At 43.1% G+C, this 17,587-nt stretch carries 17 protein-coding genes; 10 read left to right on the top strand and 7 right to left on the bottom strand.

Annotation, left to right across the window (positions count from 1 at the left end; all coding sequences use genetic code 11):
- Positions 1-189 precede the first annotated feature (189 nt).
- The 5 genes from PG901_RS03290 to PG901_RS03270 all read left to right on the top strand — a co-directional run bounded on the left by PG901_RS03290 (position 190) and on the right by PG901_RS03270 (position 6,280).
- On the top strand, positions 190-912 hold the full coding sequence (locus PG901_RS03290; RefSeq protein ID WP_057761578.1) for a response regulator transcription factor: 723 nt from the start codon (positions 190-192) through the stop codon (positions 910-912).
- A gap of 92 nt (positions 913-1,004) precedes the next feature.
- Complete coding sequence (locus tag PG901_RS03285; RefSeq protein ID WP_271133494.1) at positions 1,005-3,179, top strand: ATP-binding protein; 2,175 nt, start codon at positions 1,005-1,007, stop codon at positions 3,177-3,179.
- A 376-nt stretch (positions 3,180-3,555) separates the two neighbouring features.
- Entirely contained in the window at positions 3,556-4,326 is a 771-nt protein-coding gene (locus tag PG901_RS03280; protein ID WP_201565075.1) for a methionine ABC transporter ATP-binding protein, read from the top strand.
- A gap of 17 nt (positions 4,327-4,343) precedes the next feature.
- The gene (locus tag PG901_RS03275) at positions 4,344-5,030 is read left to right on the top strand and encodes a methionine ABC transporter permease (protein ID WP_149488683.1); all 687 of its coding nucleotides are present in this window, start codon (positions 4,344-4,346) and stop codon (positions 5,028-5,030) included.
- 266 nt (positions 5,031-5,296) lie between these two features.
- The gene (locus PG901_RS03270; RefSeq protein ID WP_271133493.1) at positions 5,297-6,280 is read left to right on the top strand and encodes a MetQ/NlpA family ABC transporter substrate-binding protein; all 984 of its coding nucleotides are present in this window, start codon (positions 5,297-5,299) and stop codon (positions 6,278-6,280) included.
- A gap of 145 nt (positions 6,281-6,425) precedes the next feature.
- On the opposite strand, the gene PG901_RS03265 is transcribed toward PG901_RS03270, so the two are convergent.
- Complete coding sequence (locus PG901_RS03265) at positions 6,426-7,682, bottom strand: amidohydrolase family protein (RefSeq protein ID WP_271133492.1); 1,257 nt, start codon at positions 7,680-7,682, stop codon at positions 6,426-6,428.
- A gap of 92 nt (positions 7,683-7,774) precedes the next feature.
- Positions 7,775-9,007, bottom strand: a complete 1,233-nt coding sequence (locus PG901_RS03260; protein ID WP_271133491.1) for an MFS transporter — start codon at positions 9,005-9,007, stop codon at positions 7,775-7,777.
- Positions 9,008-9,505: 498 nt separating this feature from the next.
- On the opposite strand from PG901_RS03260, the gene PG901_RS03255 reads away from it, so the two are divergent.
- Positions 9,506-10,354: an aldo/keto reductase gene (locus PG901_RS03255; protein WP_271133490.1), complete on the top strand. Its 849-nt coding sequence runs from the start codon at positions 9,506-9,508 to the stop codon at positions 10,352-10,354.
- A gap of 124 nt (positions 10,355-10,478) precedes the next feature.
- On the opposite strand, the gene ccmE is transcribed toward PG901_RS03255, so the two are convergent.
- From ccmE to ccmA, 5 genes are all read right to left on the bottom strand, one after another.
- On the bottom strand, positions 10,479-10,979 hold the full coding sequence (gene ccmE, locus PG901_RS03250) for a cytochrome c maturation protein CcmE (RefSeq protein ID WP_271133489.1): 501 nt from the start codon (positions 10,977-10,979) through the stop codon (positions 10,479-10,481).
- A 254-nt stretch (positions 10,980-11,233) separates the two neighbouring features.
- Positions 11,234-11,458, bottom strand: coding sequence for a heme exporter protein CcmD (ccmD, locus tag PG901_RS03245; protein ID WP_372830399.1), 225 nt, complete (start codon positions 11,456-11,458; stop codon positions 11,234-11,236).
- A 46-nt stretch (positions 11,459-11,504) separates the two neighbouring features.
- Positions 11,505-12,293 carry a heme ABC transporter permease CcmC gene (gene ccmC / locus PG901_RS03240; protein WP_201565070.1) on the bottom strand — a complete coding sequence of 263 codons (789 nt, stop codon included), beginning with the start codon at positions 12,291-12,293 and terminating at the stop codon, positions 11,505-11,507.
- A gap of 208 nt (positions 12,294-12,501) precedes the next feature.
- Positions 12,502-13,158 carry a heme exporter protein CcmB gene (locus PG901_RS03235; RefSeq protein ID WP_271133637.1) on the bottom strand — a complete coding sequence of 219 codons (657 nt, stop codon included), beginning with the start codon at positions 13,156-13,158 and terminating at the stop codon, positions 12,502-12,504.
- Positions 13,159-13,342: 184 nt separating this feature from the next.
- Positions 13,343-13,972, bottom strand: coding sequence for a heme ABC exporter ATP-binding protein CcmA (gene ccmA, locus PG901_RS03230; RefSeq protein WP_271133488.1), 630 nt, complete (start codon positions 13,970-13,972; stop codon positions 13,343-13,345).
- Positions 13,973-14,048: 76 nt separating this feature from the next.
- On the opposite strand from ccmA, the gene PG901_RS03225 reads away from it, so the two are divergent.
- The 4 genes from PG901_RS03225 (at position 14,049) to PG901_RS03210 (ending at position 17,570) form a co-directional block, all read left to right on the top strand.
- Positions 14,049-15,155: a hypothetical protein gene (locus PG901_RS03225; protein ID WP_271133487.1), complete on the top strand. Its 1,107-nt coding sequence runs from the start codon at positions 14,049-14,051 to the stop codon at positions 15,153-15,155.
- A gap of 71 nt (positions 15,156-15,226) precedes the next feature.
- A complete protein-coding gene (locus tag PG901_RS03220; RefSeq protein ID WP_271133486.1) occupies positions 15,227-16,243 on the top strand; it encodes a YbjN domain-containing protein in 1,017 nt (338 codons plus the stop codon).
- A 136-nt stretch (positions 16,244-16,379) separates the two neighbouring features.
- Positions 16,380-17,297, top strand: coding sequence for a histone deacetylase family protein (locus tag PG901_RS03215; protein WP_271133485.1), 918 nt, complete (start codon positions 16,380-16,382; stop codon positions 17,295-17,297).
- 66 nt (positions 17,298-17,363) lie between these two features.
- Positions 17,364-17,570, top strand: coding sequence for a DUF2905 domain-containing protein (locus PG901_RS03210; RefSeq protein ID WP_201624653.1), 207 nt, complete (start codon positions 17,364-17,366; stop codon positions 17,568-17,570).
- Positions 17,571-17,587: the final 17 nt, after the last annotated feature.

Below are 17,587 nucleotides of genomic sequence, written 5' to 3'. Positions count from 1 at the left end.
AAAGCATGTCTTGTTTAATAACATCCTGTTTAGGCAATATAGCGTATGCTAAATAGCAGTGATTGAAAATTAAGGGCGCAGTACTTTTAAAGCAGCACTTTTAAAGCAGAACTTTGAAAATGCAGGTTTAAAACAGTACTTTTTAAAATGCAGATTAAACAAACTATAACAACAACTAGAGGAAAAATTATGAGTAAGCAGATTTTACTAATTGAAGATGATCCAGATTTGGCCGAGTTAATCAGTGATTATCTGACCATGAATTACTACGATGTACACCATGCAGGATTGGGTCAAGAAGGTTTAGATTTATTAGACACCAAAGAGCGTGATATTGACTTGGTTGTACTGGATTTGATGCTTCCTGATATGGATGGGATGCAAGTTTGCCAAAAAATACGTGGCAACAAAAACAACATGACCAATAAAGTGCCGATTATTATGCTGACGGCAAAAGGCGATACTACTGACCGCGTATTGGGTTTAGAGATGGGTGCCGATGATTATATTGCTAAGCCATTTGAGCCACGTGAGCTATTGGCGCGTATTCGTGCCGTTATTCGTCGTCATGAGCAGCCAAACCAAGCCGACAGCCAATCAGACAGCTTAACTTTCGGTCGCTTGAGCGTCTTTCCTGACAGTCATGAGGTCACTATCGATGACCAACCGGTACGTCTAACGACGCATCAGTTTCAATTGCTGCATTATTTTGCCACCCATTCTGGTAAAGTACTAAACCGCGAGCAATTGTGGCAAGCGATGCCAAACGATGACAGCTCAGACAATATTGATCGCGCTATCGACGTACATATTTCGCGTTTGCGTGCGCTTATTGAAGACAATCCACGTCAGCCAAAACGTATTATTACCGTACGCGGTGTGGGTTATCAATTTGCAACCGATCAAGTATAAATGGCGTATGTAATCAAACGACGTTAGGTTAAGCGATAGTGCCAATAAAACCGATAAAGCGGTTATGAGCGTTTGATAATAGAGATGATTTAATGCAACAACTGGGTTTTCGTTCCGTATTTGCCAAGCTATTTGCCAGTGTCATGCTGGCACTTATCTTATTTGCGGTAGCGATGGTGTTATTGACGCAGTTGGTCCATGACAAAGACGCTGGCATTCGCTCAGAAATCTTAGCCACGCAAATCTTGGGTCAAATAGACCCTTTTTTGCATGAGCTAAACATCGCGGTCAGCAAGGACAATCGCTTACAGTCGCGCTTTATGCTGGCGGTGGTCAAAAAAAGTTTTGATATTTTTGATGAATCTTTGCAGGCAAAGATGGGTTTGTATGACAGCGAAGGTCATTTGCTTATGCAAACTGACAATAGCGATTTGCCGTTAGAATTGCCGGCACCGCCCTCGCTATTAGCACGCGTTTTTCCCTCATTTGCCGAAACCTCCCCAACCAAGCAAGCCCAAGTCTATAGTAGTACGGGCTACACGCTACTCTATGAGTCACGCTTAGCGCCTAAAAAACCCGTACTTTCGGCGGCGCTAAACTTATTTACCGGCACCTTATTGCTGCTGATTATTATGGCGGGCGTGCTTTGGTGGATTGCTCGTACCATTACTTGGCGTATCAATCAGATGAGTCAGCAGATGGCTGAACTTGGTGATGGCGACTTTAGCGTGCGGGTCAATGCACGCGGTAATGATGAGATTGCCTCACTCGCCCGCGGTTTTAACCAAGCGGCACAGAAAATTGAACACCTTATTAATGCCAATAATCTATTATTGGCGCACGCCTCGCACGAGCTGCGCACGCCTATCACCCGTATCCGTTTACAGATTGAGATGATGGATATGCTGGCAGCGGCTCTGCCGAGCGATACCAAAGAAAAATTTGATAAACGTGCCCATGCGATCAATCGCGATCTGTCGGGATTAAATGATTTGGTTGAAAGTATCTTGCTCGTCAGCCGATTAGACGCCGGTCATGCGCTACAGCAAGTTGAACATTTAGACTTATATGACTTGGTCAATCAGGAACGCCAGCATTATCCTGAAGCGACCTTGATTGGCGAGCATATCGTCATTGATGGTCAATCCTCTATGCTTACCCATTTAATTCGCAACCTACTGACCAATGCCATGCTACATGGCAAGCCGCCTGTTACTGTATTGCTTTATGGCGTACAAACCTTAGATGAAGCCAATGATATCCCTGACTTCCTATTGCAAACCATACTTTGCAGCAGTTTTGTCGACTATAACAGCTCCGACTTTGATTCTTATGAAGAAGGCACTCATGACGTTAGTCAGCTTGAAAACGCGCAGGAGAATAAGCATGGCGATAATGACTCTATTGACGTTAGTGACAAAAAGTCTAAGCCAACGTCAGCAGAAGCTACAGAAGTAGCGTTATTACCCGCCCCCGCTATTTATAAAAATGGTGAAAGCGTCACGGCGCTTACTGATGTTCAGAATGAAACTATTGAGGTCAATGGTGATAGCGATAATGATACGAGCTTAGTCACGGATAAATCACAGCCTTCAGAACTTATTGACGTACCTAGTAAGGTAAACAGTAACGTAAACACTGACATAAGCAGTGCCATAAACACTGATATAAACAGTAATGATGAGTCGAAAACCATTAATGAGCCTTCGCTTAGATCTAACTATCAACGCTTCACGAGCGATTTAACCGATAAAATTAAAAAAGTCATTTGGCGCGCGGTTCCTGAAAATCAGGAGATATCACTTCTCAGTATTGAAGACAATTCTATCAATCAAAACGCAGAAAACACCGATAAAAACAATAGTACTGAGAAAAATGACGCTAAAGATAACTCTAAGAGCAATAATAAAGAGAACGCTAAAGATAATGGCGAGACAGCAAATACACCACGTAAAGAGGGTTTGTTTAGTAAGCATCTAAAGAAAGCAAAAACCGAACCAACCCGCCCGCTACCAAAATATGCCGTGTTGGCAGTGATTGATGAAGGCGACGGTATCCCTGAGAATAAACGCGAAGAAGTTTTTAGTCCCTTTGTACGCTTACAGCAGAAGAATAAAGGCTCAGGACTTGGCTTATCCTTGGTTGCCCAAATTGTCACCGCGCACCAAGGGCGCATCCTGACAGACACCATTAACGGTCATACGCGATTTTTAGTGGTGCTACCTGTGAAGCACGACCCTCATTATCATCATGAAAGCCGTGATTAATCCTATAGCTCAGTCTTAAAAAACTAAGTCTTAAGAAACTCAGTGGCAAAAAACTTACTACTAAAAAACCAGTGCTAAAAGCATGCTCGAACATGCCTGCTGATGTTATATTGCTTCTTTATTTCATAACCATTTATTCGAAATGACGATAAATTTACGCGCTACCTGTCTTGATTGTTTGGTTACTTAATAGCGAGCAAGCCAAGATTATCCTTAAGTCATGGATGTCCATATCCAAAACACTGCATAATATGCTATATTAGCGCCCCTTATTATGGGGTTATTGAATGTTGTTTTTAACTGTGCTCTTTACGATGTAAGAGACCCTACAACCGCTTCATGACTATTAAAATATTTATTGAATTTTGAGCCCTCCATGAGTGACATGATTGTCTTAAACGATGTGACCAAAAGTTTTCTAAGCGACCGGTCTATAAAAGATAAAGACGGCAAGCCACATTGGTTTACTGCTGTCGAGCCGACGTCCTTAACTGTGCAGCAAGGCGAGATATTTGGCTTGATGGGCTATTCGGGTGCGGGTAAATCTACCCTATTACGCCTGATTAATTTGCTTGAGCGTCCAGATTCCGGTCAAGTCATCGTCGATGGTACGGATTTGACCACCTTATCCGCTAGTGATTTACGTATCGCCCGCCATAATATCGGCATGATTTTTCAGCAGTTTAACCTGATGTCCAATCGTACGGTCTTTGATAATGTCGCGTTTAACTTAACGGTGGCAGGTTATCCGAGCGCCGATATCCATAAGCGGGTGATGGACTGCTTAGAAATCGTCGACTTGATCGACCGTGCTGGGCATTATCCCGCGCAGTTATCAGGGGGACAAAAACAGCGTGTCGGTATCGCGCGCGCCATTGCGCCAAGCCCAAAAGTATTATTGGCGGATGAGCCGACCAGTGCGCTTGACCCTGCGACCACGCGCAGCTTATTGACTTGTCTACGCGATATTAATGAACAGCTTGGCGTCACCATCGTCATTGTCACGCATGAAATGAGCGTGATTCGCAGGTTATGCGACCGCGCAGCGTTGTTACATCAAGGGCAATTGCTCGAGGTTGCCGATATTCGCGACGGTCTGATTCAGGCCACCACAACGATTGGCAAAGGCTTGGTTCACGAAGACTAAGAGGTAGGAGAATAGACATGTTAACTGGTGCTGAATTATCCGCCTCGATAGACAAACTGCTCGCGCTGCGCAAAGAGATTTGGCAGGCGTTTGTAGATACCTTTATTATGCTTGGTATCTCAACGACGGTCGCCATCGTGATCGGCGGTTTGTTTGGGGTTTTCTTATTTTTATCTAGTGATCGGCAGTTTTTGCAAAACAAGACGCTATACGGTGTGCTGGGTGCGATTACCAACTTTATGCGCGCCTTCCCATTTGTGATTTTGATGATTGCCATGAGCCCTTTTACTAAAGCCATTGTTGGCACCGGTATTGGACCGATTGCCGCCTCTTTGGTATTGGCGATTGCGGGTTCCTTTTACTTTGCGCGCTTGGTTGAACAAAACCTGCGTGAAGTGCCACGTGGTATTATCGAAGCAACTGAATCGATGGGCGCCCGTCCTTTTACCATTATCAAAGTGCTGCTTAACGAAGCGCGTTCTGGCTTGGTATTGTCGGTCACCATTTTATGTATCAGCTTACTGTCGTTTTCGGCAGCTGCCGGTATGATTGGCGGTGGCGGTTTGGGTGATTTGGCGATTCGTTATGGCTATTATCGCTATCAAACTGAGGTGATGGTATTTATTGTCGTCATGCTGTCGATTATGGTTATCGGGATTCAGGCCTCAGGTAATTGGATAGCCATGCGTTTGGATAAGCGCTAAATTTCACTTATAAATTGACTATAAACAGTATTAGTCATTGGCTCTTAAAGTACGCATATTAAACGTTTGATATGAATAATGCTCAAGCTTTAATGCCGATTCATCCTAAGCAAATGCTTGACTTTGTAACTGATTCCCTTTAATTTTGATACTATCTTAACAACCGTTAACTTAGCAGCATTACTATTCACAATGTTGCTTTTTTAAGGCGGGTTTTAAATGTTGATACTCAATCCCCTATTCCCATCCCTTATTAAGGAAGTTTCATGAAATTAACAGATATCAGCCGTCAAGTAGCCACAGCATTCGCTGCGGTTGGCGTATCAGGTCTTGTATTGGTCGGTTGCAACAACTCATCAGCGCCAGAAGCCAACAAAGAGCCAGTCACTGAAGGCGCAACGGAAACAACGACCACAGAAACAGCCGCGACCAGCGATATCGATCCTGAGCATAGCAAAATTGTCATCGGTACGACCGAAGGTGACTTTGCCGATATGGTACGTAACCAAGTAAAAGGCTCGTTAGAAGCACAAGGTTATGAAGTTGAGCTCGTCACATTTACCGATTATGTACGTCCAAACATCGCCTTGGCTGATGGTGATTTAGACATCAACATCTTCCAGCATAAGCCTTATCTTGATACCTTCAAAAAAGAAAATAACCTTGATTTGGTTGAAGCCTTCCAAGTACCAACAGCCCCACTTGGCATCTATTCAGGCAAAAAGACTAAAATCGATGAGGTCTACAAAGGCATGAGCGTTTCTGCGCCTAATGACCCAAGTAACTTTGCCCGTGCGTTAGTGATGATGAATGAGCTAGGTTGGATTACGTTAAAAGACAATATCGACCCATTGACCGCCTCAAAAACCGATATCGCTGATAACAGCAAATACGACATCAAAATCGTTGAGCTAGAAGCTGCCCAGCTACCACGTGCGCGTGATGAAGTTGACTTTGCTATCATCAATGGTAACTATGCAACTGATGCCGGTATCAAGCTGACTGAAGCGCTATTCCAAGAGCCAAGCTTTGCTTATGTCAACTGGTCAGCGATCAAAACTGCTGATAAAGACAAAAAATGGGTAAAAGACGTGACCAACGCTTATAACTCAGAAGCCTTTAAAAAGTATGCGCATGATAGCTTCCCAGGTTACAAATACCCAAAAATCTGGGGTACTGATACCACTGCTGCCCCTGCGACTGCTTCTACAACAGCTACTGCTCCAGTTACAGAAGCTGCTGCTCAGTAATTGCTTGCCTCATGATTTAAGATAGTTTATGCCAATAAAGTATCTTAAAAATTAAATAGAAAAAGCCCATTATTAATTAATGGGCTTTTTCGTTAATATTTTAGCTGGTTGCTATTTATTCTTTCTCTATTTTTGGTAAATAAGACTACTTGGTTTTTCTAAAAACATCCAATTCGATATCATAGCTTGGTTCAGACTTTTTAAATAAATATTTACCATGACGAACAGAAGCAAGCACGTCAGCGCGTTGACGGACCGCCTCAAACGGACTATCGGCGTCCAATACCAAAAAGTTAGCGGGCTTACCAACATCCAAACCGTATTCATCTTCGATATTTAAGGTCTTTGCGCCATTTATGGTAATAAAGTCGAGACAGACGTCAAGCTGCGGCAGCGACATAGTTTGCGCCAAATGAATACCGTTATCCAAGATATTCATCATATTGCCGTTACCAGTTGGATACCACGGATCGTTAATAGAGTCTTGACCAAAGCTGACGTTAATACCATTTTCCCAAAACTCTTTGACCCGCGTCAAACCACGGCGTTTTGGATAAGTGTCCTGACGACCTTGCAAGTAAGCATTTTCGGTTGGTAATGCGATAAAGTTCATGCCTGACTGCTCAAATAGCCCCATCATCCGAAATGCATAAGCATCATCTGCTGAGCCAAATGAGCAAGTATGACTCGCCGTCGAGCGCGCGCCGATACCTTCAATCATAACCAAAGCATTTAATAGTTGCACGTGACGGCTCATCGGGTCATCAGTTTCGTCACAGTGGACGTCGATGAGCTTGTCATATTTAAGCGCAAGCTCCACCGTCTTACGCACAGAATCTTGACCGAATTCATACGCCCATTCAAAATGCGGAATACCGCCAACACAGTCCGCGCCCATTTTTAACGCTTCCTCCATCAACTCGACAGCGCCTTTATAGGCGTACATGCCTTCTTGCGGGAACGCCACAATCTGAATGGTAACGTTGTCTTTTAACTCTTCGCGCAGCTCGAGCATCGCTTTGAGCCCTGTTAAATCAGGGTCGCAAACGTCGATATGGGTACGAATGTACTGTACGCCTTTAGAAACCTCTTCCTGAATGCCTCTTAGCATCCGCGCTTTGGCATCTTCAAAAGATTGCGTTTTTTTGACATCATGCCAGCGCGCAATCCCTTCAAATAGCGTACCTGAAGTATTTTTTGCCTCATCACCGCCGCCGGTATAGACATAATCTAAATGCAGATGCGAGTCTACATAAGGTGGCACAACCAACCGACCTTTCAGGTCAATCTCTTCTGTAGCAGCCGGTAAACCCTTACCTATTTGCTGAATGATACCGTCTTTGACGAGAATTTCATTAGCATCGCTATTGCGATAGATAGTGGCATTGGTAAATTTAATCATGACAAACTCCTATTATTATTAAAAGTTAGTTATTAAAAATGCGTTATTTAAAATTGCTTATCAAAACCTAGTTATTAATTGTTATTAGATTATTAGACAACAGGCGCCGCCAAGGTTTTCTTAGAGATTACCGTAATAATAATGGCAGGTACGAAACATAGAATAGACAGATAAATGATACCCAAGACACCGGTTTCTGGCATATGCACCAAAATCAAACCGGCAAGCCATGTGGCAATCATAATTGAGAAATTAAATACGCTCGATTGTACCGAGGTCGCGACAGCTTTTGCTTCCGTCACCTGATGGCTAACAGCCGTTTGAAACATAGTTACCAGAGGTCCGAATGCCAGTCCCCAAAGTAAAAAAGCAAAATGTGCAAAACCATTTGTCCCTCTAAAGAAGACAAACAACAGCATGGCAACCACGCCACAAACTAACATCCCAACGATTAAACCCCGTAAATGGGTATCAATAATCTTGGCCGATAAGATGACAGAGATGACCGAACCTATCCCAAAGATAAATAGCGCTAAGCTGATACCGCCAACGAACTTAATGGTTTCGACCAATAGCGTGATATAGGTGTAGGTGCTGTAATGGGCGACGACTGCTAAAAAAGTCAGTGCTAAAACAATCCAGACGCCAGGTATTTTGAGCACCGCTATTGGCGAGTTACTTTGGGTCAGTTTTTCACCTTGCACCGATGGCAAAAACTTCATAGCCAGCAGTGCAATCACCGCACCCAATACACCCAGTACGATAAATGAGGTACGCCAGCCAACTTGAGTGCCAATATAGGTCATAATCGGTAGACCCAGACTGACACCAAAGGTATTGCCCGCCATAATAATAGTGATAGCCTTGCCATGCAGGTTTTCTGGCACCAATGCCGTCCCATAGGCGGCAATCATCGGCCACATAATCCCTGCACAAATACCGCCAATGATACGCATGATGACGATAAGCGCATAAGATGAGGTAAGACCGACGACGATATTAGAAATGGCAAAGCCCGCCAATAAGACCAGCAAAAGAATTTTTCGATTGACCCACAACGTCATACTAATAAGCGGAATAGCGAAAATCGCTGATGCCAGCGCGTATATACCGACCAAAAACCCTACCTGAGTCTGCTCAATACCTAAGCCGGCGGTCATTTGCGGCAAGATACCCGACGGCATCAGCTCTGAGAGAATACCAATAAAGGTCACGCTTGCCATCAAACCAAAAATAAACCACGAAATAGGGTTTTGATGCTGACTGTCTGCACCATTTTTTAAATGACTGTCTTGTACAGTACTTGCCTTTGAAAAATTGGACACATCCTCTCCTAATTGAATGAAGTTGCTAGAAGATTGTGGAACTTGGCTTTGTTCATCGTTATTTTGTTAATCGCTACCTTGTTAACCATTACTTTATTGATAGCTGTATCAATAAAAACCTATATACCTCTCTATATATAATTTTTTGTGGATAAATAAATTTGTCATTTGTTTGGTTATACTCTAGCATTACGTCCATTTTATGTATACCCCTTACCATAGTAAGGTTTTTTAATTTCAGTATTTTTCTATCTTAAATAGCTCCTGTAAACAAATTATTAATAACCTTAGGAGTTATAAAATGACGTTACAGCCTGTTTGTCGTTTGTAGGAAAGCGTCACCCGCCCTTTCACTTACCGCTACTTTTTTCTATAGTGGTTTAGCTTAATAGAGACTGCGACTTAATAGAGATTGAGAACATTATATTTTTGATTGAACTCTCTATTAATAATATAAGAGCTATTAATAAATCAAAAAAAAACAAAAAGGACAATAATATGCGTGCTAAAACTTATAATATTCGCACCGCTGGACAAGCGAACATTCCGGTACTCGGACTGGGTACGTGGCAATCAACGGGACAAGACTGTATCGATGTCGTCAGCCAAGGCCTAAAAATGGGCTACGAGCACATTGATACCGCCCAAGCTTATGATAATGAAAAAGAGGTGGGACAAGGCATTAAGCAATCAGGCGTAGCTCGCGATAAGTTCTTTTTAACGACGAAAATATTTCCTGATGACATGAAGTTTGAGCCAGAAAAGCTTATTGCTGCGGCCAAGCGTTCGTTAGAAAACTTAGATACCGATTACGTTGATTTGCTGCTGCTACATTGGCCTGATGATCGCGTGCCTTTATCTGAAACTATTCCGGCACTTTGCGAATTACAAAAACAAGGTTTAACCCGTAATATCGGGGTGTCTAACTTTAATATCGCCAATATCATCGAAGCCAAGCGCTATGCTGATGTGCCTATTGCGGTCAATCAGGTGGAGTTTCACCCCTTTATTAAGCAAAAAACGTTGCAGACCTTTTTAAATAATCACCATATTTTATTAGAAGCATATTCGCCGCTTGCCCGCGGAGATGTGTTTGATAATGAAGTGATTAAGGAAATCGCTGATAGACACGGTATCACTCCAGCGCAAGTATCGCTGGCGTGGATTTTATCCGATAAGCAGCGTATTGCGATTCCAAAAACGTCCAATCCTGAGCACTTACAAGGCAACTTAGATGCTGTCAAGGTAACGCTCAATGCAGATGAACTTGAGAAAATTGGCAGCTTAGCGCGTAGCGATGGTCGTAAAATTAAGCATCCGGATTATTCACCGGAATGGGATGATTAATAAATAATATTTATTTGAATACTAGCAACAAAAAAAGCCAGTGATAAAGGTCACTGGCTTTTTTATATTTAACGCTTTTACGATAACTATTGATAATTATTGATAATTATTATTGTCAGCGCAATTACTGCTGTAAAGTCTTGGTCTCATGCACTTTTTCAGCAGGATTATATTGCTCAGAAGAAGGGACTGCGCCATTACGATTGTTCTCTTTCATCGATTTGGCAACTTCTGGCGGCATATAATTTTCATCATGCTTGGCCAATACTTCGCCTGCGACAAAGGTATCACCTTGCATTTTACCGGTTGCAACCACGCCTGAGTTTTCAGCGAACAAATCTGGCAAGATACCTTGATAGGTCACGGGCACGGTCGACTTAAAGTCGGTGATAGCAAATTCAATGCTTAACGGGTCGTCTGGCGCACGTTGGACACTACCAGCAACTACCATACCGCCAGCACGGATACGCTTATCTTGCGGCGCCTCACCTTGCGCAATGGCGGTGGCGTCAAAGTAGTAATCGGTCTGTTGCCCAATGGCATAAATCACCAACACCACGGCAATCGCCGCCCCTGCAAGCGTAAACATAACCCACATCAGTTTTTTGCGACGAACTGCGTTCATACCACTACCTCATTGATGAGTCGCTGTTTTACAAACTGCTCGTCTGCAAAACAGAAAATATTAAAGAAATTCCTATTAGACTGACTTGATAACAAGCGCGTCTAACCGTACTTTTCTAATACCTATATGGTAGCATTTTTTGCCCAAATCAATAAGCCCCCTCGCAACTGATGAGATCATATATTTACCATTGGATAATAATAATTTTATAAGCTAAAAATTTGATATTAAAAAGGACTGTTTAAGGAGTATTGTTAAGAGGATTGTTTGGTCGCAGGATTAGGAGTCTTAGCAGCGCGCTGTGCTTGACGCGCTTGCTGAATCGTTAGCTGCTTGATAAGCGCTTGCCGTTGACGACGGCTATAAATAATAAAAATTAGCATCATGCCGACCGTAATTGCCCAGCATGACCAGACAAACACCCCATGCTCACCCATGGCGATAAACTCAGAGACGCTATAAAAGTAAGGCTGCATCATATTTCCCTAGCCGTTATTTGGTTTGTTCATGATTATATTTTATGGGCTATTTATTTTGGCCACGAACGTATTCTTTTACCCACGCTTTACCTTGATCACGATATAAAATCAGGGTATTGGTGCGATAAATGGCCAACGTTGCAACCAATAAATAACTGCCAATAATCATCAGTAATAATGGCAGCCACATATCCGCCGACATTTTTGGTGCCGCAGTCAGCGTAAAGGTCGAGCCTTGGTGCAAGGTATTCCACCACTGTACTGAGTACTTGATAATGGGTAAGTTGACAGCGCCAACGATAGACAAAATAGCCGCCGCTTTACCGCGATTGGCGGTATGTTCAAAGGCAGCAAACAATGCCATTACCCCCGCATATAAAAACGCCAAAATGAGCATAGATGTCAAGCGTGCATCCCAAACCCAATACGTACCCCACGTCGGTTTTGCCCAAATAGAACCGGTCAGCAAGCTAATCACACAAAGCAAAAACCCCATCGGCGCTAACGCCTGCGCCACAAGGCTCGCGGTCTTAATTTTCCATACCAGATAAATGACACCCAGTACGGCTAAAGCAAAATAAATGGAGATAGCCAAACTGGCGGCTGGTACATGGATAAAGATTATGCGATAGCTATTGCCTTGCAGATAATCAGGCGGCGCAAATGCCAAGCCCCAAACGCTACCGATGAGCAGGCAGAGACCGGCTAGTATCGCCAGCCACTTAACCCAAGGCGCAAAGATGCGAAAGAACTCCTTAGTACCCACCGTGGTCAAGAAAACTTGCCAGATGCGTTGCCACAGGCTAGGAGATGAGACATTATTCAGGTTGGGCATGGGAATAAACCTATTACGCAGCTAGTGATTATCGAGTAAAACGCATGATTCATACGACTACCCGCTAACTTGCTGGCGTTGAACGCTGGATAGAATCTACACGTGACTGTTTGTTTAATAGCCTATTATAGCAAAGTTGCCAGTTTTCACCATGCTGTTAATATAAAGGGTTTTAATAAGAAAAAGAATGACATGCCAGCATGGGCTTTTAATTAAGCCACGCCATTTTTAACGTCATTGCAATCACCCATGGCATCACCAGTACTGAAATAATACTACCCGCCAATAATAAAGCTAAAATAGGTAAGCCGTTAAGACCAGTGGCAAATAAATCAACCGCACCCGTTGCAAAGATCAATACGGGTAATTGCATCGGTAAAGCAATCAAAGGTACCAACACGGCGCCATTTTTTAGTGATAACGTCAAGCTACTGGCGACCGCTGACAGCATAAGTAGCATCGGACTACCAGTGATAATAGATGCCATCAATATCCACGCTTCAAACCAGCTAAGCTGAAACAATGGCACAGCAAGCAAACTTAATGCCGCCACGATACCACTACTAAAAATCCAATGGATAACCAAACGAATCAGCACCCAGAATGGCAGCGACGCATTGGCGACGACCAATTGCGCCAGCGTACCATTATCAAGGGCAGGCTTAAACAAACCATCAACGCCCATTACCAGTGACAACAGAGCTGCAATCCAAACTGCGGACACCCCAAGGCGCTGCAATAAAGCGGGCTCACTACCAACGGCTAGCGGAAACAAGGTAATAATCACTAAAAACAGTACTAGAGGATATAACCACTGTACCGCTCCTTGCTGCTTGACCTGCCATTCGCGGCGCCAAAGCTGCATAAAACTGATAGCGCGCACAGCAGCTGTACTAGCATTTGAAGTGTTAGCATTCGAGCTTGTATTCACGGTTGGTACTGCGCTGTCTGTGTCTATCATTTATTGGCTCTTCCACTAATGCTTGTCGCACTTATATTGACGCTTGTTGCAGTTAGGTTGATGCTTATGGCAGTTATATTGATAGCATTTACACCATATAATCGGACAAATCGAGCACTTGATTGGCAACGCCAACCGCTTGATGACTGGTCATTAATATCGCACCGCCAGCCGTAGCAAATTCGCGCAACTTCTCTTCCATGCGTGCCACCATATCGACATCAAGCGCGGTAAATGGCTCGTCAAGCAACCATAAAGGAGTAACTTCAGGCGTTAATAAATACAAGCGTGCAAGGGTAATGCGCCGTGTTTGCCCAGCAGATAAATGGCTTGAGCTGATGGTCTCAAACCCTTGTAATCCTACCCACGTAAGCGCATCGTCGATATCAGCTGTACTTGGGCTAATGCCATATAAATTAAGCAAAAACGTTAGGTTTTGGGCGACGGTCAGGTTTGGATGAATACCCAACTGGTGCGACACGTATAAAGGCTGCACGGGCAAGCTTGCTATCCCTTGATAAACAACCTCACCGCTCAGCACGGGCAATAATCCAGCTAATTGCATCAGTAGCGTCGTTTTGCCCGTACCATTAGCACCGACCAAATGACAAATGCTGCCCGCAGCAAGATTGAGCGTCACGCCTTCACATAAAGGGATCTCACCGCGCTGAACCGTCAGCTCATCAAGCGCAAGTAAGGCTGTATTCAGAGCCGTCATCCAAACCTCTCATTATTTATTAAGCAGCAGGCAATATTCATCACAAACACAGATGAGGTTCATGGCATAATACTTTATGCTTACCACAACCACACAGTATAACAAATTGTCGATTACTATGACCTCAAAACCTATGCAGACTTCAAAAGATATTCAAAACCCAGCGCAAAAATCAGACACGCCGATGCTAACCCTAGACAGCTTAATCGAGGCACAAGTTGCCTTTATGCAGCAATGGCTATGTACACAAGCGCAGCCGCTATCAATGCAAGCTTGGCAGTGGTTTGGCGAGCAGCCACTGAGTAAATATATCAGTAACGATGATTTGCAGCATCTTATTAATGACTGGCTTCTTAAACAGCCGCTCAGCGAGGTGGTACGTCGCGATATTCGTGATATTTTGCATACTATTATTTATCATCCCGTTAATGATAATGTGCCTTTATCAGAATTGGTCGATGACACACAAGTTGAGATTCTAGCCAGCTACGTCGGTAGTCATGAAGAGCAGCGTAATATCTTGGTGCATACACTGGTCGGTAATGAAACCTTTGCAGACTTATTAACGCAAACGCTGTATCACGCTATCAATGATTTTATGGAATCCACGCTAGATAAAGCCGGTGCTGCCGGTAAACTTATGAAGTTTGGACGTAGCTCGTTTGAAAAAGCAACCAATCGCAATCTTGATGAAAAATTGCAGACGTACCTGCATCGCAATATTAAAGATTTAGCGCATAAAGCAGAAGCCAATGCCCAAGCGCATTTATCCAATGAAGAGGTTGCGCGTTTATTGGTGACGGGTTGGGGGCGCATCAAAGAAAAGCCGATTAGCGAAATCCAAACTTATTTACGTGATGAGCCTAACGATAGCAGTATTGAGCATATTGAAAACAGCATCCAACAAAGCTATAACCGTTTGCGCCTATCGCCTTATTTGCACAGCCTTGTGGCAGCGGGCGTCGATACTTGGTATACCAACCATCAAGCCGATAGCATGGCCAATATCGCGGCAAGCCTACATATCGATGAGCAGGCAATAACGCAATTGAGTACTGCCCTGCTCCCTGTCGTCACTGACGCCCTTGAAAGCTCATGGGTTACGGCGCATATAACAGATATGCTGCAGGCGTTTTACGCCCAGCCTAGTATCAAAGCAGGATTGGTATTTGGCAGCGATTAATCTGCTGTTGTAGCGTACGGTTTATGATTTAGTTTTTAAATTTCACCTTTTATTAGTTAGCCTACTATCCTATGAGCCAATCTCCTAAACTAAGCTTATGGCAAAGAATTAAACAGCTGCTTAACATATCGGCTGTGCAGGCTATTATTGATGATATCAAGGCGGCTAAAGACTTAGACTTAGATTTGGGTTCAGATTTAGACATAACAGAACAGGATAATAATAACTCTCATCCTTCAAAAAATGAGAAAGATAGTATTCAAACTCGTCCTAAAGACAGTGATAATAATGACAATGATCATAATGACAATGATAATACGGATGTCAGCGGCTCTAACCCTGACTTAAACCGTAATTCAAATCACAACATAAACCACAGCTTTGATGACCGTTCCGATGACGTCATTTATAACAGCCTTAGTAGCAACATTGATAGTAGGTTAGATAGCAGCACTGATACTGATACTGATACTGATACTGATACTGATACTGACGCTTATTTTGATAATGATATCGAAGGTATGACAAAGCAAAATAGTGATGATGACACCCCGATTGTCAATTATCTTAAGCAGTATTTTGACGAGCAACAATGGCACTATAACCATTATCGACCTAGAACCAGTGGCAATAAAAATATTGACAGCCAGCAATCACACCATTTGTCTTTGAGGATGCGTAATAAAAAGCTCGATTGCGGCTATCTTTTTCGTGTGCAAGAAAAAAACAACTTGCTGGCGGTCTACGGTATTTTGCCGTTTTTGATCCCCGAAAGTCATCAAAGCGCCGCCATGTTACTGATTACCCAAATCAATTACGACATGCTGATTGGCAATCTTGAGATGGATATCAATGATGGCGAGATACGCTACAAAAATGCCATCGATATCGAAGCGGTCGGCATGGATGAAAAAACCATTGAGCATTTACTACAAAGTGTCATCGCGATGACCACGGTTACTTATGAGATATTTAGCGACTTGGTCAACAATCAAAATCCTGCTACAGAATTGCAAGACTTACTGATGACACTACATCAACAAGAGGATGCGCGAACTTTTTTCTTACCAACCCAATTTGTTCAATAATCAAACTGGATATCTGTGCTTTTATAACTTCTCATTAGTATCTTATTCTCAAAAGCCCATTTTCAAAACCTTACTTTCAAAGCCATGAAAACCCTTTAGTCTTAAAAACTCTCTCAAATAGAAACCATTTAATATTATGCTAAAAATTGCTTACTCTGACATTTTTCGTTATTCCGTACCTGAAAAGCACCGCTTTCCCATGCAAAAATACACCATGATTCCTGAGCGCTTATTGGCTGAGGGAACCATCAATAATGAGAATTTTTTTGCTCCAAAGCGTCTGACAGAAGAGGAAATTTTAACCACCCATACAGCGGACTATTGGCAGCAGCTTAAGACCCAGACCTTACCACGCAAAGAAGCGCGCGCCATTGGCTTTGAGATGACGCCAGAATTGGTAGAGCGTGGTCGTTATATTGCCCATGCCACTTATGAATGTGCGTTATATGCCCAGCAATATGGCGTGGCGATGAATGTGGCTGGTGGCACCCATCATGCCTTTGCCAATCATGGTGAGGGATTTTGTGTTTTTAATGATGTGTGTATTGCCAGCAATTTATTATTAAATCGCGGACAGGCGCAACGAATTTTAATAGTTGATTTGGACGTTCATCAAGGTAACGGCAATGCCAGTATCATGGCGGATGAGCTACGCGTTTTTGTCTTTAGTATGCATGGCGCGAAAAACTACCCGTTTCGTAAACAAGTATCAGACTTAGATATCGAGCTCGATAATGATACGGGTGATGCAGAATACTTACAGATATTAGAGGATACGCTGCCGCGCTTAATCAATGAATTTGCGCCGGATATGATATTTTACCAATCTGCGGTCGATGTATTAGCAACCGATAAATTGGGCAAACTTAGTCTGACGATAGAAGGTTGTAAGGCGCGTGATGAGTTTGTCCTACAACAAGCTAAAGCGGCCAATATTCCCGTGGCTATCGTCATGGGAGGCGGCTATTCAGAAGATATCGAAGATGTGGTCGAAGCGCACTGCAATACATTTCGTTTGGCACAACAGCTGTTTTTTGCAGAATTGATTGAGTAATGTGCAACTAAGAAAAAGGCGCGACAAAATAACGTAAGAGAACCAGAGAGATTAGCGAGAGTCTAGATGGCAAAAATATTAATAGGTATAGGCATTTTTCTGGTTATTATCGGCGTTATTTGGCTGCTGTTTCCAAATGCGTTTTCATGGATAGGCAATATGCCAGGAGATATCAAACACACTTCAGGTAATACCAGAATATATTTTCCAGTCGTCACAATGATTATCATCAGTATCGTTGCCACCATACTGTTAAATTTGTTTAATCGGTAAATTTATTCAATCGCTAA

The organism is Psychrobacter sp. ANT_H3 (assembly GCF_027919975.1).
GTDB lineage: Bacteria > Pseudomonadota > Gammaproteobacteria > Pseudomonadales > Moraxellaceae > Psychrobacter > Psychrobacter maritimus.
This window is presented reverse-complemented; position numbering and strand designations above follow the sequence as displayed.

What these genes read in the sequence shown, in the direction of transcription:
- ccmC (WP_201565070.1), bottom strand. Translation starts at nt 12,293, where the DNA reads ATGCCCAACCTGAATAATGTCTCATCTCCTAGCCTGTGGCAACGCATC.
- ccmD (WP_372830399.1), bottom strand. Translation starts at nt 11,458, where the DNA reads ATGATGCAGCCTTACTTTTATAGCGTCTCTGAGTTTATCGCCATGGGT.
- PG901_RS03255 (WP_271133490.1), top strand. Translation starts at nt 9,506, where the DNA reads ATGCGTGCTAAAACTTATAATATTCGCACCGCTGGACAAGCGAACATT.
- PG901_RS03215 (WP_271133485.1), top strand. Translation starts at nt 16,380, where the DNA reads ATGCTAAAAATTGCTTACTCTGACATTTTTCGTTATTCCGTACCTGAA.
- PG901_RS03290 (WP_057761578.1), top strand. Translation starts at nt 190, where the DNA reads ATGAGTAAGCAGATTTTACTAATTGAAGATGATCCAGATTTGGCCGAG.
- ccmE (WP_271133489.1), bottom strand. Translation starts at nt 10,979, where the DNA reads ATGAACGCAGTTCGTCGCAAAAAACTGATGTGGGTTATGTTTACGCTT.
- PG901_RS03210 (WP_201624653.1), top strand. Translation starts at nt 17,364, where the DNA reads ATGGCAAAAATATTAATAGGTATAGGCATTTTTCTGGTTATTATCGGC.
- PG901_RS03280 (WP_201565075.1), top strand. Translation starts at nt 3,556, where the DNA reads ATGAGTGACATGATTGTCTTAAACGATGTGACCAAAAGTTTTCTAAGC.
- PG901_RS03265 (WP_271133492.1), bottom strand. Translation starts at nt 7,682, where the DNA reads ATGATTAAATTTACCAATGCCACTATCTATCGCAATAGCGATGCTAAT.
- ccmA (WP_271133488.1), bottom strand. Translation starts at nt 13,972, where the DNA reads ATGACGGCTCTGAATACAGCCTTACTTGCGCTTGATGAGCTGACGGTT.
- PG901_RS03270 (WP_271133493.1), top strand. Translation starts at nt 5,297, where the DNA reads ATGAAATTAACAGATATCAGCCGTCAAGTAGCCACAGCATTCGCTGCG.
- PG901_RS03225 (WP_271133487.1), top strand. Translation starts at nt 14,049, where the DNA reads ATGCTTACCACAACCACACAGTATAACAAATTGTCGATTACTATGACC.
- PG901_RS03235 (WP_271133637.1), bottom strand. Translation starts at nt 13,158, where the DNA reads ATGCAGCTTTGGCGCCGCGAATGGCAGGTCAAGCAGCAAGGAGCGGTA.
- PG901_RS03220 (WP_271133486.1), top strand. Translation starts at nt 15,227, where the DNA reads ATGAGCCAATCTCCTAAACTAAGCTTATGGCAAAGAATTAAACAGCTG.
- PG901_RS03285 (WP_271133494.1), top strand. Translation starts at nt 1,005, where the DNA reads ATGCAACAACTGGGTTTTCGTTCCGTATTTGCCAAGCTATTTGCCAGT.
- PG901_RS03275 (WP_149488683.1), top strand. Translation starts at nt 4,344, where the DNA reads ATGTTAACTGGTGCTGAATTATCCGCCTCGATAGACAAACTGCTCGCG.